Consider the following 16,692-nt stretch of genomic DNA (forward strand, 5'->3'; position numbering starts at 1 on the left):
GATTGCCCAACATTGGCTATACGTAATGCGGGTTTTAGTGCTAAAATGAAAGTAAATGAACTTTAACAAACATTTCGGTATCCGGACAGTGAAGTGCCTTGAAATCCCGCACTACGCATAGCCGAGACCGTTACCTGCCATATGAATAAAACGATACTGACCATATTGACATCGATAATTCTGCTTCCAGTATTCGGACAAGAAATCGTTCGACAAGATGGTTATTATGACCTTAAATTCGGTATCTATGAAACAAAAAGTCTCGACAAGGAACTGATTGGATTTAAACCAAGAGTTATTGAACCTCAGACAGAATTCAAAAAGGAAGACAACTCAGCTTTTTTGAAAGTAAAGGGAAAAGTAATTGCACTGTTTGACCGAGTTAATGACAAGGGAACAGCAAAACCAATCGGAGTATTAACAAAGACTTCCGTCATTCAGGTCGACACGATTTTCTACAAAGAAATATTTAAAGACACTACCAAAGAATGGTCGCTGACATTTAATGTTTGGTACGCAATAACAATGAACGGACAGCAATACTACACTGACTACAAAATTCACGACTTCATTGCGCTACAAAAAGAATTGCCCAAATACAATCAGGAATTTCTTTTAGTTTCTCAAAGGACAGGCTATGACGAATATTATGACAACGGGTATCCAAACCATTTTTTTGTAGTTATACTCAACGACAAAAATGAAATAACATACAACAGTGAAATTCTCGACTTTGACTATGGTGATGAATTTTGGGACGCTGAATTAATGGGGTCAGTATCGACAGAAATGACCGAAAATGGATTTGAATTCAACCTATCAGGACTTGAAGATAATTTTAATGGAATTTGGACAGGAAAAGAATTGAAAAAGAAATAAATACGGCAGGTAACAACACCTAAGAAAACATGGGGCGGACACTGGTAAACGCCAGGTTCGTTCTCCGTGGCTAAATTTGTCACGGGCGGACAGGTAAGCGCTTCGAAAGCCCCACGTCTCTTAGCTGCGACACGTTGGGGCACATGCAAAAAAGACAACGGACACATTGACAATGACGAGTAACAAAAGGCATATCGTTTTACAAACCGACTTTACGACCGGACTAACTCGACTTGACCAACATTGCAACTGGACAACGACAGAGACGACTGACAAAGAAGAAAAAAGAAAAAAGAAAAAGCCCCCGCTTCGCATTTTTGAAAATTTCTGCCAACGCGCATTTGGCACATCCCGCTTTCCCAACACACATAGCCAATACGACAAAAAGCGGGAAGAGCCAAATTTTACCAACGCTCAATCTTGAAAAATTAATCAACTTTGGTTAAATTTGCAACCGTGAAAATTCTCTCAATCATACTTTCAATCTACATCATTGCACTCAATGTGCAGCCAATAATGGATATGGTTGATTTGGGTAACGAAGACATCTGTATCGCATCCATTCACAATTCAGATGCAGAGAACCAGCAACCAACGGAGAATGATGAAGACGGCTGTGATGACCTTTGTAATCCTTTCATGTCCTGCACAACATGCCTCGGATGTACAGTTCCAGTTGCTATTTTATTTTCGGAGCCATTCGAAAATCATGAAATACAACTGACCTTCTACAAGAATTTCCATTCCCTTCAATATTCCGGTTCCATCTGGCAGCCGCCTAAGATTGGATAATGTTTAAAGTGTATTCGGCATAAATGCTGAAAGCGGTGCTACGCACCGCCAAGCTATTTTTTAACATTATCAATCTTAAAACAATGACAACAAAAAGCATTTTGCTGCTATTGGCGGCATTTAATATAAGTTCTGTATTCGCTCAGAACACTTTCGAAGCAATTATAACAGACAGCGAAACTCAGCAACCACTGATTGGGGCAACTGCGGTTTTAAAGGGAACAACCAAAGGCAGCACTGCTAATCTGGAAGGTTTATTGTCAATTGAAAATATTCCTGATGGCAAGCAAATTATTGTCTTTAGCTACATTGGTTATGAAACCAAATCAGACACCTTTAGTTTTCCTCTGACACACACCGAACCTTTTCAAATTGAGTTGAACCCCAAAGCCGGTGAATTAGAGGAAGTTGTTATTTCTTCTACAAGAAGCACCCGAACTATTCAGGAAATTCCTACCCGAATGGAATTCATTGGCTTAGAGGAATTAGGAGAAAAAGCCAATATGAAAGCCGGAGATATTCGAATGCTCTTAAGCGAAAGTACGGGCATTCAAACTCAGGTAACTTCTGCAACATCCGGCAATGCTTCTATTCGTATTCAGGGGCTGGATGGGCGCTATACTCAAATTCTAAAAGACGGTTTTCCGCTTTTTTCAGGTGCAGCAAGTGGGCTGGGTCTTTTACAAACTCCACCACTCGACCTCAAGCAGGTGGAAGTTATCAAGGGTTCGGCATCAACACTTTATGGAGGTGGAGCAATTGCGGGCTTAATAAACCTGATTTCCAAAACACCTTCTGAGGAAAGAGATTTACTTTTTCACCTGGATGTAAACTCTGGGAAAGGGTTTGACCTGAACGGATTTTATTCCAAGCGTTTCGAGAAGGTAGGCACTACCATTTTTGCTTCACACAACAGAAGTTGGGCTTATGACCCTGCGGGAATAGGCTTATCTGCCATTCCACAATACGAGCGTTATGTATTGAACCCAAAGCTGTTCCTTTATTTCAGCGAAAAAACAAAATTGAACTTTGGAGTGAATGCAACAGTGGAAGACCGGTTGGGAGGAGATATTCAATTCATTGAAGGTGAGGGAGACAACATTCACAGCTATTTTGAGGAAAATAATACGCAACGCTATTCCACTCAATTAAGCTTAGACCATAGGACAGGTAACGGATTGTTCAATTTTAAAAACAGCGTAAGTTATTTTAATCGAAGTATATCAGTCCCTGATTATAATTTTGAAGGAACACAGTTAGCCACATTTTCAGAAGCAAGTTACGCCAGTGGTAATGAAAAGTTTGAATGGGTTACAGGATTAAATCTTTGGACTGACCATTTTGATGAAAATCAACTGGACACCTTTCAAACCCGCGATTACAACTTGAACACCCTTGGAGCTTTCGCACAAACTTCATGGAAAGCCACTGAATGGCTAAACCTTGAGACAGGATTGAGAACTGATTATGTTTTTGATTATGGTGTTGTCTTGCTTCCCCGAATTTCTGCTTTATTTAAAATTTCACCAAAGTTATCTTCGCGTATTGGTGGAGGTTTTGGCTATAAGGCACCTACCATTTTCACGGAAGAAAGTGAGCGCATACAGTTTCAAAATGTCTTGCCCATTAGCAGCAATAACAATGAACTTGAACGTAGCTATGGGGGAAATTTTGACATTAATTACAAAACCATTATTGGCGAAGAAGTCAGTTTCAGCATTAACCAACTTTTCTTCTATACCTATCTGGACAATCCATTGCTACTTGAACTACAGACAAGCGGCCTATACCAATTTGTCAATACTCAAGGCTACATAGATACAAGAGGAACCGAAACGAATATGAAGATAGCATATGACGACTTTAAATTGTTCTTGGGTTATACATTCACCGATGCAAGGCTGCATCAAGGTGGCACAGTGAATGAAGCTCCTTTAACTCCAAAGCACCGCATCAATTCAGTGCTATTCTATGAAGTTGAAGAAAAATGGAAAATAGGGTTAGAAGCATATTATTACAGTCCTCAAAAGCTGAGCGATGGAACTACCGGACAGCAATATGTCATTGCCGGATTTATGGCTGAAAAGCTTTGGGAGAATTTTTCCATCTACCTGAATTTTGAAAATTTCCTTGACGCAAGACAAACCCGCTTTGACACAATTAATACAGGCACGGTCACCAATCCTGTTTTCAGGGACATCTATGCACCACTCGATGGTTTTCTTATTAACGGAGGAATTAAACTCAAACTTTAACGGCATGAAGAAAACAGTTTTTAAAATTCAGAAAATGGACTGCCCCAGTGAAGAACAGATGATAAGAATGAAACTGGAAGGGGACGACCAGATAAAGTCTCTTGATTTTGACCTTGAAAATCGAAGGTTAGAAGTTTACCACACCGGGACTTATCAATCTATATTGGCTGCCTTGGAAAGTCTAAACCTGAATACAACGCAAGTTTCTTCCGAAGAAGCGGAATTGGCTCCTAATACACCTTCTGACAAAAAAGAAAAGAAACTGCTCTGGGCAGTTTTACTCATTAACTTTTCCTTTTTTGCCATCGAACTAACCACAGGATTGGTTGCAAACTCAATGGGGTTGGTAGCGGACAGTTTAGACATGCTTGCGGACAGTATCGTTTATGGACTATCACTATTAGCAGTAGGTAAAATAGTTTCAAGAAAGAAAAAGGTTGCAAGGTTTGCAGGCTATTTTCAAATAACCCTTGCTATTATAGGTTTTGTAGAAGTCATCAGACGTTTTGTTGGTGAAGAAAAAATGCCTGACTTCCAAACTATGATAATCGTCTCAATACTCGCATTGATTGCGAATGTAATTTGCTTATTTCTACTTCAAAAGGGTAAGAGCAGTGAAGCACACATGAAGGCAAGTATGATTTTTACTTCCAATGACATCATAATTAATACTGGCGTAATTGCGGCCGGACTTCTGGTGAACTGGTTAAACTCAAGCTATCCGGATTTAATAATCGGGACTATCGTATTTCTTGTAGTAGCAAGGGGAGCGTACAGGATAATGCAACTTTCTAAATAGTGCCAACGCATCAGTCACACACATTGGCTGGCCACTCAGAGCCGACCCGCAGACCAAAGCCAGCCAAAGAGTGTGCCTGCCCAACCCGAGAAAAGAAATTTTCAAAAATGCCCCACGCGCGACTAAAAAGAAAGACAAAACAATAGTACGAACAGACAAGAATAAGACTTTGAGCCGGTTGACACTGTGGACAGAAAACAAAAAGAATGAAAAGCACGATGCCCCAACAAAGTGTATAAGCAATAGCGCGTGAAGTGCTAAATTTAAGGTCGGTGCATTTAATTAACTTTGGTGGTAGCCGGACAGGTAACTGCCTTGAAATCCGCTACTGCTCATACACAGAGCCGTTGGGGCACATGAAAAAAAGACAACAGACATATCGACAATGACGAGCAACGCCAGACATATTACAAATCAGGACGACTTTACGTCTGGACTCACTCGACTTGACCACCAGTGTAATCGTACATGGACTCAGAAGGCTAACAAGAAAAAAGTAAGAAAAATCCCCTGCTTCGCATTTTTGAAAATTTCTGCCAGCCCGCATTTGGCACATCCCGCTTTTCCAACGCACAGGACCATCACTGCTAAAAGCGGGAAGAGCCAAATTTCCCTACCTACAAGATGACGCAAAGGAAACTACACATCAAAAACATGGTTTGCCCTCGCTGTATTATGGCAGTGAAGGACTTACTCAACAAACTTGAATTAAAATACCAAGATCTGCAGCTTGGGCAGGTTGTATTAGCCGAGCCTATTAAGGATGGAAAGCTCACATTACTTGGCCGTAAATTAGATTCACTAGGATTTGAATTACTTGAACCAGGTAAATCAACGCTCATTGCACAAATCAAAACAGTGATCATTAACCAAATTCATCACGCGCAAGAACCCCTTTCCATCAACTTTTCTTCTTTAATTTCGGATAAACTGAACCATGAATACGCATACTTGAGCAGGCTATTCTCTTCTGTTGAAGGTATTACCATTGAGAAATTTATTGTCCTTCAAAAAATTGAAAAGGTCAAAGAGTATTTGATTTACAACCAAATGACCTTATCGGAGATAGCCAATGAAATGAACTATAGCAGTGTAGCGCATCTTTCTTCTCAGTTCAAGAAAGAAACTGGAATGACCCCTACTCAATTCAAAAGTCAATCGAGTCACCATAGAAAGCCCTTAGATAAGCTCTGAGCACAATTTTATAAACCAAAGTCAAAATTCTGTAAAACATCCAATTTGCAATTTCGTATCTTTGAAAATCTTGAAAAAAGTAATTTCCATATCACTTGCCTTACTCATGTTGGTTTCCAACATTGGTTTCGCTATGAATACACATTTCTGTGGTGGCAAAGCGGTAGAGACTACTTTTACCCTAGGTTTGGGAAATCCTAACTGCGGCATGGAAGATATGGAACAGGAATGCGAAAACATGCCATCTGAAGAAGAGCAGATTAAAGCTAAGCCTTGTTGTGAAAATCAGCATCAAGTCATTCAAACAGATGACATTGCTAAAACTCAACCCTCTGCATCTGTAGTTAGTCCCTTTTTCTTTGCTGCCTTTGTTCAGGTTTTTATACAACCTCTGTTCTTTGTTGAAAAAGGGCAAACAAAATATCCAGAATATCCCCCTCCCTTCTTTGAAAGAGACGTTCAAGTTCTTTTTCAAACCTTCTTGATTTAAGCCATTATTACAATTTGAAGCTCTCGGTCAATAGATCGCTGAGCAACTTGGCATTTCTGCCATTGAACAATCTATTTCTGTTCAATCAACATCAATTGTATTATGCTTAATAGAATCATTAAATATTTCATAGAGAACAAGTTGGTTACTGTTCTCATGCTCTTGGCTTTTGTCGCCTGGGGTATCATCACCGCACCTTTTGGATGGCAGGTGGGCGCTCTCCCGTCTGATCCTGTACCTGTTGATGCCATACCTGATATTGGCGAAAACCAGCAAATCGTTTTTACACAATGGCAAGGTCGATCGCCACAAGACATAGAAGACCAGATTTCTTATCCTTTAACCACCTACTTGCTCGGTATACCTGGTGTAAAATCCATTCGCAGTTCATCAATCTTTGGGTTCTCAAGCATTTATATCATCTTTTCAGAAGATGTAGAGTTCTATTGGTCTCGTTCTCGTATCCTTGAAAAACTGAGTTCATTACCATCAGGGCTACTGCCCGATGGAGTTCAGCCGAGCTTAGGCCCTGACGCTACCGCTTTAGGTCAGGTGTATTGGTACACCATCGAAGGAAGAGACAAAAACGGCAACCCAACTGGTGGTTGGGACTTACACGAAATCCGTACGGTTCAGGACTTCTATGTGAAGTATGGACTCAATGCAACAGAAGGCGTTTCGGAAGTTGCTTCCATTGGCGGTTTTGTACAGGAATACCAAATAGACGTAAATCCTGACGCTTTAAAAGCCTACAACATCCCCTTGCATAAAGTCATGCAAGCGGTACAAAAATCCAATAAAGATGTAGGAGCAAAAACCATAGAAATCAACCAAGCTGAATATTTAGTTCGTGGTTTAGGCTATGTCAAGAAAGTAGAAGACATAGAAAAGGCAGTAGTTGCCGTGCAGGACAATGTGCCTGTAAGAATCAAGGATATTGGCGTGGTTTCGCTCGGCCCTGCTACCCGCAGGGGCTTGCTAGATAAAGATGGTGCAGAAGTAGTAGGCGGAGTAATTGTAGCACGATATGGTGCTAATCCCTTGCAGGTCATCAACAATGTAAAAGAGAAGATAAAAGAAATAGCACCTGGGCTTCCGAAGAAAACTTTAGCCGATAGCAGAGAATCTCAATTAACCATTGTGCCCTTTTATGATCGTTCGGAATTGATTTACGAAACCTTAGGCACACTGGAAGAAGCCATTTCACTGCAAGTTCTCATCACTATTCTGGTGGTGATTGTAATGGTGTATAATCTTAGGGCTTCTTTTCTCATTTCGAGCATCCTGCCCATTGCTGTGCTCATGGTATTTATCGCCATGCGTTACTTTGGAGTGGATGCCAACATCGTTGCGCTATCGGGTATTGCCATTGCCATCGGAACGATGGTTGATTTAGGCGTGATTCTCTCAGAAAATATCATCAAACACATTGATGAAGCCCCACCTAAGCAGAAACTGATTACTACCGTTTACAATGGCGCTTCGGAAGTGGCTACAGCAATACTCACAGCAGTTTCTACCACCATTGTGAGTTTCATTCCTGTATTCACCATGCAAGCTGCCGAAGGAAAGCTATTTGGGCCTTTGGCCTTTACCAAGACCTTTGCCCTGATTGCTGCATTGCTGGTGAGTCTGCTAATCATGCCTACCCTGGCACATTGGTTTTTCGGCTTCAAAATCAAGAACAATCTACTCAAAAAGTACGGTAGCTACGTACTTGTCATCATTGGGGTAGTCGCACTGGCTTTTGGTCAGGTTTGGGGTGGAGTAATGCTATTTCTCTTTGGTGTAATAGGCATTCTCAAACAATTCTTAAATGCTAACAGCAAGAATTTTCCGAAACCCGTTCTCTTTTTATACCAATACGCAGAGTTAATCATCGTATTAATAGGCGTTACCTGGCTCTTGGCAAAATACTGGTTACCACTAGGGGCATCACAGTCTCTCCTCGTCAATTTCGTATTTGTGGCAATACTAGTGGCTGTAATCTTGGGCAGCTTCACCCTACTAGAATATCAATACAAAAGGTTTTTGCATTGGTGCCTTGATAATAAAACAAAGTTTCTTGTCATTCCTTCTTTGCTTATTCTGTTGGCTGCCAACATTTGGTTAGGCTTCAACACCGTTTTCGGTTTTGTTTCTAAAGGATTTGAATCCGTAGGCTGGAACATCAACAAGACTAAAGTTTGGTCTGAATTGGCGCATACTTTTCCAGGAATTGGTAAGGAGTTCATGCCTTCGCTCGATGAAGGCAGTTTTCTACTTATGCCCACCTCCATGCCACACTCAGGTATGGAGTACAATCGAAGAGTGGTCGGGCAATTGGATATGTTGCTAACCAATATACCTGAAGTGGAATTGACGGTAGGTAAATTAGGACGGGTAGAATCTGCTCTTGACCCTGCACCCATTTCGATGTATGAAAACATCATCAATTACAAGTCCGAATACATTCTCAACAAAAAAGGTCATCGACAAAGGTTTAAGGTAGATGACAACAATCACTTCATTACCATTTCGGGCGATACCTTGAGTAATCAAGAAGGACTAGACCAAGGAATTAATGCGAGCGATTTAATTGTTGATGATAATGGTAAATACTATCGTAATTGGCGTAAAGTGATTAAGTCTCCAGATGACATCTGGAATGAAATTGTCAAAGTCACTAAGATTCCAGGGGTTACTTCAGCCCCTAAGCTTCAGCCTATTGAGACGCGTTTGGTGATGCTTCAAACAGGGATGCGAGCTCCTATGGGCATAAAAGTTTATGGCCCAGACCTGAGAACGATAGAAGACTTTGGCTTACAAGTCGAAAGCATACTGAAAGAAGTTCCATCGGTAAAAAAAGAAGCGGTCTTTGCCGACAGGATAGTGGGTAAACCTTACCTACATCTAAATATCAATCGCGATGAAATTTCACGCTATGGGCTAAACATAGAAGATGTCCAACAGACCATCGAAACCGCTATTGGTGGTATGAAGATTACCTCAACGGTAGAAGGACGTGAGCGTTTCCCTGTCAGGGTTCGCTATCCAAGAGAACTTAGGGATGACCCTTCAGCTCTTGGCAAAATATTAATGGCAACACCTACAGGCGCCCAAATCCCGCTATCACAAATTATAGATTTTGAATACGTAAGGGGGCCTCAAGCCATCAAGAGTGAAGAAACCTTTTTGGTTGGTTATGTTCTGTTCGATAAAATGGATGGTTTCTCTGAAGTAACTGTAGTAAATGATGCGCAACAAGCTATTCAGAAAAAAATAGATTCAGGAGAATTGACAGTTCCCTCAGGAGTGAGCTACAAATTTTCAGGAAGCTACGAAAATCAGGTTAGAGCAGAAAAACGGCTGTCCATAATCGTGCCGTTGGTTCTTGGAATCGTTTTCTTAATTCTCTATTTTCAGTTCAAATCTGTATCCACATCCTTAATGGTGTTTACAGGTATTGCCATGGCCTTTAGTGGTGGTTTCATTATCCTTTGGTTGTACGGTCAAACATGGTTTGCCGACTTTTCCATATTCGGCACCAATTTCAGAGACCTATTCCAAATTCACACCATCAATCTCAGTGTAGCAGTTTGGGTCGGTTTTATAGCCCTATTTGGTATCGCAACTGATGATGGCGTTTTGATGGCCACTTATTTAGATCAGAGTTTTAAGCGAAACAAAACAGACCACCTTAAAGGTATTAGAGCAGCCACTGTAGAAGCAGGTCAGCGAAGAATAAAACCTGCTGTGATGACTTCTGCCACTACCATTATTGCCTTGCTCCCTATCCTCACTTCAACAGGCCGTGGGTCCGATATAATGATACCCATGGCAATACCCGCCTTTGGCGGGATGCTATTTGCGGCTATCACATATTTCATTGTTCCAGTGCTTTACTGTTGGAGAGAAGAACGCAAAATCAAAAAAGCTCAATCATGAAGAAATTTATCTTAATCATATGCATTGCCATGGGCTTTCACTTTTCAGGAAATGCTCAAACGCTAGAAGACTATTTCCAAATAGCCGCAGAAAATAACCCTGGGCTTTTGGCTAAATACAAAAACTTTGAAGCAGCAATACAAAGGGTCACACAGGTGAGTACCTTACCTGATCCAAATTTGTCTTTTGGTTACTTCATCTCTCCTGTTGAAACCAGAGTTGGCCCTCAACAAGCCAGATTCTCTTTAACCCAAATGTTTCCGTGGTTTGGAACGCTAAGTGCCCAAAAAGATGCCGCTTCCCTGTTGGCGGAAGCGAAGTATCAGGAATTTCTGGATGCTCGAAACAAGCTCTATTATCAGGTGGCCGCCTCCTATTATCCGCTCTATGAACTAGAAAAGCTGATTTCGATTGAAGCAGAAAATCAACGCATTCTATCTTCTTACAAGGAGATAGCCACTGTTCAGTTTCAAAATGATAAAGGGTCGATGGTAGATGCGCTGCGTGTAGACATCATGCTAAAGGATGCAACCACTGAACTATCTATTCTCAATCAAAAGAAAAAGCCTCTGGAAACCCGCTTTAATAAGCTTTTAAATCGAGATGAAAACGAATCCATTGAGATAATTGACTCGCTTCAAATAAAAAGAATCATACCAGATTTTAGAAAGGATTCATTGCTGTTGGCAAATCCTTTATTAGAAGAACTGGATCTGAAGGTTCAGGCAAGCCAAGCCCAGGAACGGGCGGCTATCAAACAAGGGCTACCCAAGTTTGGGGTAGGTCTTGACTATGTGATTGTTGGAGAAAGAACGGACGCCACCATATCTGATAATGGCAAGGATGTATTGATGCCCATGGTTACCATGAGCCTTCCCATTTTTCGTGGGAAATATAAAGCTGCCCAAAATGAAGCGCAATTGATGCAAGAATCCTATGAGTTTCAAAAGGAAGAAGTATCTAATCGGCTTATTAGCTCCTATGAAATGATTTGGTTTGAGATTCAGAAACAGCTTAAACTCATTGAATTATTCGAAGAGCAAATTCAGGAATCAGAGCAATCCCTCAACCTCCTTTTCTCAGCCTACAGCAACTCAGGGAAAGAGTTTGAAGAAGTACTGCGGATGCAACAGCAAATTTTAAAGTATCAACGATTGAAAGCCACTGCCCTTTCGGATTATCATATCACTTTGGCTGAGTTGGACTATATAACCGCAAAAAACAAATAAGATGAATCAAGAAGACAAAAACGACTACAAAAAAGGCAGTTTAAGTTTGGTTGGTTCTGTCGCCTTAGGCACAGGAGTAATGATTGGAGCAGGAATCTTTGCTCTTTTAGGCCAGGTTGCCGAGCTTTCAGGCACGTGGTTTCCATACATTTTCTTAATAGGAGCATTAATTTCAGCATTCAGCGCATATTCCTACATAAAAGTTTCCAATGCGTACCCTTCAGCAGGTGGCATTGCCATGATTCTTCAAAAAGCTTACGGCAAATCAACTATTACCGCCTCCGCTGCTTTGCTCATGGCCTTGTCAATGGTGATTAACGAAAGCCTGGTAGCCAGGACTTTTGGATCATATACACTTCAGCTTTTCGATATAGAAAATGAAGCAGTCTGGGTTCCCATTCTTGGAGTTGCCCTTTTATTAGCGGCTTTTGTAATCAATATTTCTGGAAACAAGTTGATTGGAAGGTCGGCTCAAATAATGTCATTCATAAAAATCGCAGGGATTGTAATATTTGCTCTAGGTGCACTTTGGGCGGTTGACTTCTCAATAGATGGACTAATTCCTGGTTCATCTGAAAATACAGAGTATTCAGTAGCTAGTTTTATTGGAGCCATAGCACTATCTATTCTCGCCTATAAGGGTTTTACTACAATAACAAACAGCGGTGATGAGATTACTGAGCCAAAGAAAAATGTAGGCCGATCTATTATTATTTCATTGCTGATTTGCACAGTGGTGTACTTTTTAGTGGCTTATGCGGTAAACTCAAGTCTTACCATTTCCGAAATAATAAAAGCGAAAGACTACTCACTGGCAGAAGCGGCAAAACCTGCCTTTGGCGATTTAGGATTATACTTCACAGTTGGCATTGCAATAGTGGCGACCATTTCAGGTGTAATTGCCAGCATCTTCGCTGTTTCAAGGATGACGGCCATGCTCACGGAGATGAATCTGATTCCTCATAGCCATTTAGGAATGTCTGGTAGGATTCAAAAACACATGCTTGTCTATATAGCGGCAATTGCTATTCTCCTGACTGTTTTTTTCGACCTCTCCAGAATAGCTTCCATGGGTGCTATTTTTTACCTCGTCATGGATATGGCCATCCATTGGGGTGTATTTCGGAACTTGAGAAAGGATGTAAATGCCAAAGGCTATATCCTTATATCGGCCTTGCTTCTAGACCTTATAGTTTTATCTGGTTTTCTCTTTGTAAAGGGAAAATCTGACCCTTTTATCATCATTGTATCTGTCGGGGCCATTATCTTGGTTACAATCGGAGAAAAATGGTTTCTAAACGCTAACAAAAAATCTTAAAAACTATGGAACACGATCATAAACATCACAAACATTCACACAATAATCATGATTCGCATGGCGGTCATCATGCTCACCATGCTCATATGATAGAAGATTTCAAAAAGCGCTTTTATATCAATACTGCGCTTTCCATACCTGTTTTGGCCTTTTCTGAAATGATTCAAGACATACTGGGCTTTTCGATCAGTTTTCCAGGAATGGGCTATGTAGCAGGCGCTTTAGCAACATGCATTTTCATTTATGGTGGCTGGCCATTCCTCAAAGGATTAAAGGATGAACTTTCTCAAGGCGGTCCTGGTATGATGACCCTAATAGCCATTGCCATTACAGTTGCATGGGCATACAGTACTGCAGTGGTATTCGGGCTGCAAGGTAAAGTGTTCTATTGGGAGCTAGTCACGCTAATTGACATTATGCTTTTAGGACACTGGCTAGAGATGCGTTCCATTATGGGAGCATCAAAAGCGTTGGAAAAATTAGCTGAATTAATGCCTTCAGAAGCTCACAAAGTAGATGGTGACAATATTCATGACGTGAAAATAAGTGACCTCAAAAAAGGTGATCTGATCCTGATTAAACCAGGAGAAAAAGTGCCTGCCGATGGTAAGATTGTAGAAGGAGATAGCGAACTAAACGAAAGTGCCTTAACAGGAGAAAGCAAGCCCGTTCAGAAATCTAAAGGTGATGAAGTCATTGGTGGGGCCATCAATGGAGATGGAAGCCTAAAAGTTGAAGTTAAATCTTCTGGTGAAGACAGCTACTTGAATAAGGTCATAAAATTGGTGGAAGAAGCTCAGCAAACCAAATCCAAAACACAGAATTTGGCCGATAAAGCAGCAGGATGGTTAGCATATATTGCCATAGGTGTGGGTGTAATCACCTTTATTGCGTGGGCTTTCTTCAGCTCACAGGGAATGGACTTTGCACTTGAGCGTATGGTAACGGTGATGATCATTACTTGTCCCCATGCTTTGGGATTGGCTGTTCCCTTGGTGGTATCTATTTCTACTGCGCTATCGGCCAAGAATGGATTGTTGATCAGAAACCGAACAGCTTTTGAAAACAGCCGCAAAATAACGGCTATCGTATTTGATAAAACAGGAACACTGACGGAAGGAAGTTTCGGAGTAAACCGAGTAGTCTCACTAGCCGATAAATCAGAAGATGATTTGCTTTCAAAAGCGGCTGCCATCGAGCAAAGTTCAGAGCATCCCATTGCCAAGGGTATTGTTAAGGAAGCTAAAAGCCGTGACCTCAAACTACCTTCAATTTCCGATTTCGGTTCCACGAAGGGAAAAGGCGTAAGTGCAAAAATTGAAGGAATCACTTTTCAAATAGTAAGTCCTGGATACCTGAAAGAAGAAGGAATAGATCTCCCGAATGAAGCCAACTCAGACAAGCCTGAAACTGTGGTGTTCATTCTCAAAGAAGGCAACTTGATAGGTTTCATCGCATTGGCTGATCAAATTAGAAAAGAAAGTAAATCCGCTATTGAAACGCTTAAAGAAAAAGGCATAAAAGTATTAATGGCTACTGGCGATAATGAACAAACCGCCAAAGCAGTAGCGGAAGAACTAAAGCTCGATGGTTACTACAGCCAGGTACTTCCTCATGAAAAGTCTGAACTGATTGAGAAGCTTCAAAACCAAGGTGAGTTTGTCGCCATGACTGGCGATGGAGTAAACGATGCACCTGCCTTAGCCAAAGCAGATATAGGTATTGCCGTGGGGTCAGGTACAGATGTAGCCGCAGAAACAGCCGACATCATTCTTACCGAAAGCAGCCCATCCGACATAGCTACTTTGATTCTGTTCGGAAGAGCAACCTATAAAAAAATGGTTCAGAACCTCGTTTGGGCAACTGGCTATAATATAGTGGCTATTCCACTTGCAGCGGGAGTTCTATTCTATCAAGGCATTATGATCAATCCCGCCTTAGGTGCCGCTCTCATGAGTTTAAGCACCATTATTTGTGCCGCCAATGCGCAGCTTCTGAGATTGAAATTTAAAAAAGACTTACAATGAAACAGTTGAATAAAACTACCCTAATAACAGCATTTAGTACACTTGTGGTAGGTATCTTAATGGGCTGGCTGATATTCGGTCGCACTAATACAAAGGCTAATACCGAACATGATAAGGTTATTGCTGAAGATGCCGAAACCATCTGGACCTGTTCGATGCATCCGCAAATCAGACAGGGCGAGCCAGGTGATTGCCCGATCTGTGGAATGGACTTAATACCGCTGGAGTCAGACCCAAACGAAGAATTAGACCCCATGGCAGTAAGTATGTCTCCCACAGCCATGCAGTTAGCGCAGGTTCAAACCCTCAATGTAGGCAAAGGAAATGTCACAAAATCCATTCAACTGAATGGTAAAGTGCAGGCAGATGAACGATTACTGCATACGCAATCTTCCCATGTTTCAGGTCGTATCGAAGAACTAGCTGTAACGTTTACAGGAGATTTTGTGTCAAAAGGTCAGATTATTGCAAGGCTTTATTCGCCCGAATTAGTAACAGCTCAGGAAGAACTGCTTGAAGCGCAAAAGATTGCTACGACACAACCAGCTCTATTCAAGGCAGCCAAAGAAAAATTAAAAAAGTGGAAGCTCACTGAAAAGCAAATAGATCAGGTGCTGTCCACAGGTCAGGCTATTGAGTCATTTCCTATTCTTGCCGATGTATCGGGTTATGTTACTGAAAAAATGGTCAACCTAGGAGATTACGTAAGGCAAGGTGAACCCATTTATCAAATAGCAGATTTATCAAAAGTCTGGGTATTGTTTGATGTGTATGAGACGGACATGGGTTTTATAAACAAAGGAGATGAAGTCAAATACACCATCCAATCAATACCAGGTAAAACATTCAGTGGTAAAATCAGCTACATCGACCCCGTAATCGACCCGAAAACACGGGTGGCCAAAGCACGAGTAGAACGAAGTAATACCGACTTACAGCTAAAGCCCGAAATGTTCGCCAGTGGAATTGTGGAAGCAATTACTTCAACTAAAAAGCAATCATTAACGGTCCCTAAATCAGCCGTAATGTGGACAGGAACTCGTTCGGTTGTTTACGTCATGCAAACCAGCGCGCAAGGCGTTAGTTTTATGATGCGTGAAATTACGCTAGGTCCTGAATTAGGGGATAGTTACGTAATAGAATCAGGCCTTGAAGCAGGGGAAGAAATCGCAGTTCACGGCACATTCAGTATTGATGCGGCTGCACAGTTGGCAGGTAAACCAAGCATGATGAACCCTGAAGGTGGAGTAGCTATGACGGGGCACAACCATGGTGGTGCAAACAATTCTCCAATGGAAAAAATGCCCTCTACCATTAAGAAGACTTCCTTATCTACCTCTGCAAAAAAATCCATAGAGCCTCTTTTCGAGTCTTATTTTAGCTTTAAAACCGCGCTTGCTTCTGACGATTTTAAAAAAGCAAAGCAATCAGGTTTGGCACTGAAGTCCGCACTTGCTAATGTAGATATGAACCTTTTCAAAGGCGATGCTCATGCTGTTTGGATGGAGTTATCATCTTCCCTGAAAAATTCTTTACAACACATTGAACACCAAGAAAACATAGCATCCCTGCGAGAAAGCTTTATCCATATTTCAAACGGGATGATAGCAATTGCAGAGTCTTTTGAACCCAATTCATCTCCAATTTACATTCAGCATTGCCCGATGGCAAACTCAGATAAAGGTGCAGATTGGCTGAGCCGAGCAAAAGAAATACGAAACCCCTACTTCGGTGAGTCTATGCTGACTTGCGGAGAAGTGACCAAGAAAATCAAATAATTAT

Annotated in this window: 11 protein-coding genes; all 11 read left to right on the plus strand. The window is 41.3% G+C overall.

Going from position 1 to position 16,692, the window contains the following annotated elements; all coding sequences use genetic code 11:
- Nucleotides 1-141 precede the first annotated feature (141 nt).
- The 11 genes from G9Q97_RS03750 to G9Q97_RS03795 all read left to right on the plus strand — a co-directional run bounded on the left by G9Q97_RS03750 (nt 142) and on the right by G9Q97_RS03795 (nt 16,688).
- Nucleotides 142-879: a hypothetical protein gene (locus G9Q97_RS03750; protein ID WP_166143258.1), complete on the plus strand. Its 738-nt coding sequence runs from the start codon at nt 142-144 to the stop codon at nt 877-879.
- 456 nt (nt 880-1,335) lie between these two features.
- The gene (locus G9Q97_RS25345) at nt 1,336-1,671 is read left to right on the plus strand and encodes a DUF6660 family protein (protein WP_236976703.1); all 336 of its coding nucleotides are present in this window, start codon (nt 1,336-1,338) and stop codon (nt 1,669-1,671) included.
- A gap of 83 nt (nt 1,672-1,754) precedes the next feature.
- Nucleotides 1,755-3,926 (plus strand): TonB-dependent receptor, encoded by a 2,172-nt coding sequence (locus G9Q97_RS03755; protein ID WP_166143260.1) that lies wholly within the window; start codon nt 1,755-1,757, stop codon nt 3,924-3,926.
- 4 nt (nt 3,927-3,930) lie between these two features.
- Nucleotides 3,931-4,725 (plus strand): cation diffusion facilitator family transporter, encoded by a 795-nt coding sequence (locus tag G9Q97_RS03760; RefSeq protein ID WP_166143261.1) that lies wholly within the window; start codon nt 3,931-3,933, stop codon nt 4,723-4,725.
- Nucleotides 4,726-5,349: 624 nt separating this feature from the next.
- Nucleotides 5,350-5,919 (plus strand): helix-turn-helix domain-containing protein, encoded by a 570-nt coding sequence (locus G9Q97_RS03765; protein ID WP_166143263.1) that lies wholly within the window; start codon nt 5,350-5,352, stop codon nt 5,917-5,919.
- Nucleotides 5,920-5,989: 70 nt separating this feature from the next.
- The gene (locus tag G9Q97_RS03770; protein ID WP_166143265.1) at nt 5,990-6,409 is read left to right on the plus strand and encodes an HYC_CC_PP family protein; all 420 of its coding nucleotides are present in this window, start codon (nt 5,990-5,992) and stop codon (nt 6,407-6,409) included.
- A 102-nt stretch (nt 6,410-6,511) separates the two neighbouring features.
- Nucleotides 6,512-10,336 (plus strand): efflux RND transporter permease subunit, encoded by a 3,825-nt coding sequence (locus G9Q97_RS03775; protein ID WP_166143267.1) that lies wholly within the window; start codon nt 6,512-6,514, stop codon nt 10,334-10,336.
- Nucleotides 10,333-11,565: a TolC family protein gene (locus G9Q97_RS03780; RefSeq protein WP_166143269.1), complete on the plus strand. Its 1,233-nt coding sequence runs from the start codon at nt 10,333-10,335 to the stop codon at nt 11,563-11,565. The genes G9Q97_RS03775 and G9Q97_RS03780 overlap by 4 nt, the downstream gene beginning before the upstream one ends.
- 1 nt (nt 11,566) lies before the next feature.
- Complete coding sequence (locus G9Q97_RS03785) at nt 11,567-12,883, plus strand: APC family permease (RefSeq protein ID WP_166143271.1); 1,317 nt, start codon at nt 11,567-11,569, stop codon at nt 12,881-12,883.
- Between the two features lie 5 nt (nt 12,884-12,888).
- A complete protein-coding gene (locus tag G9Q97_RS03790; RefSeq protein WP_166143273.1) occupies nt 12,889-14,910 on the plus strand; it encodes a copper-translocating P-type ATPase in 2,022 nt (673 codons plus the stop codon).
- Nucleotides 14,907-16,688 carry an efflux RND transporter periplasmic adaptor subunit gene (locus G9Q97_RS03795; RefSeq protein ID WP_166143275.1) on the plus strand — a complete coding sequence of 594 codons (1,782 nt, stop codon included), beginning with the start codon at nt 14,907-14,909 and terminating at the stop codon, nt 16,686-16,688. Before G9Q97_RS03790 ends, G9Q97_RS03795 begins: the two co-directional genes overlap by 4 nt.
- Nucleotides 16,689-16,692: the final 4 nt, after the last annotated feature.

Source organism: Cyclobacterium plantarum (genome assembly GCF_011290685.1).
GTDB classification, from domain to species: Bacteria; Bacteroidota; Bacteroidia; order Cytophagales; family Cyclobacteriaceae; genus Cyclobacterium; species Cyclobacterium plantarum.

Excerpts from the sequence above, each read along its gene's own strand:
- G9Q97_RS03750 (WP_166143258.1), top strand. The coding sequence starts at position 142 with ATGAATAAAACGATACTGACCATATTGACATCGATAATTCTGCTTCCA.
- G9Q97_RS03755 (WP_166143260.1), top strand. The coding sequence starts at position 1,755 with ATGACAACAAAAAGCATTTTGCTGCTATTGGCGGCATTTAATATAAGT.
- G9Q97_RS03760 (WP_166143261.1), top strand. The coding sequence starts at position 3,931 with ATGAAGAAAACAGTTTTTAAAATTCAGAAAATGGACTGCCCCAGTGAA.
- G9Q97_RS03765 (WP_166143263.1), top strand. The coding sequence starts at position 5,350 with ATGACGCAAAGGAAACTACACATCAAAAACATGGTTTGCCCTCGCTGT.
- G9Q97_RS03775 (WP_166143267.1), top strand. The coding sequence starts at position 6,512 with ATGCTTAATAGAATCATTAAATATTTCATAGAGAACAAGTTGGTTACT.
- G9Q97_RS03780 (WP_166143269.1), top strand. The coding sequence starts at position 10,333 with ATGAAGAAATTTATCTTAATCATATGCATTGCCATGGGCTTTCACTTT.
- G9Q97_RS03785 (WP_166143271.1), top strand. The coding sequence starts at position 11,567 with ATGAATCAAGAAGACAAAAACGACTACAAAAAAGGCAGTTTAAGTTTG.
- G9Q97_RS03790 (WP_166143273.1), top strand. The coding sequence starts at position 12,889 with ATGGAACACGATCATAAACATCACAAACATTCACACAATAATCATGAT.
- G9Q97_RS03795 (WP_166143275.1), top strand. The coding sequence starts at position 14,907 with ATGAAACAGTTGAATAAAACTACCCTAATAACAGCATTTAGTACACTT.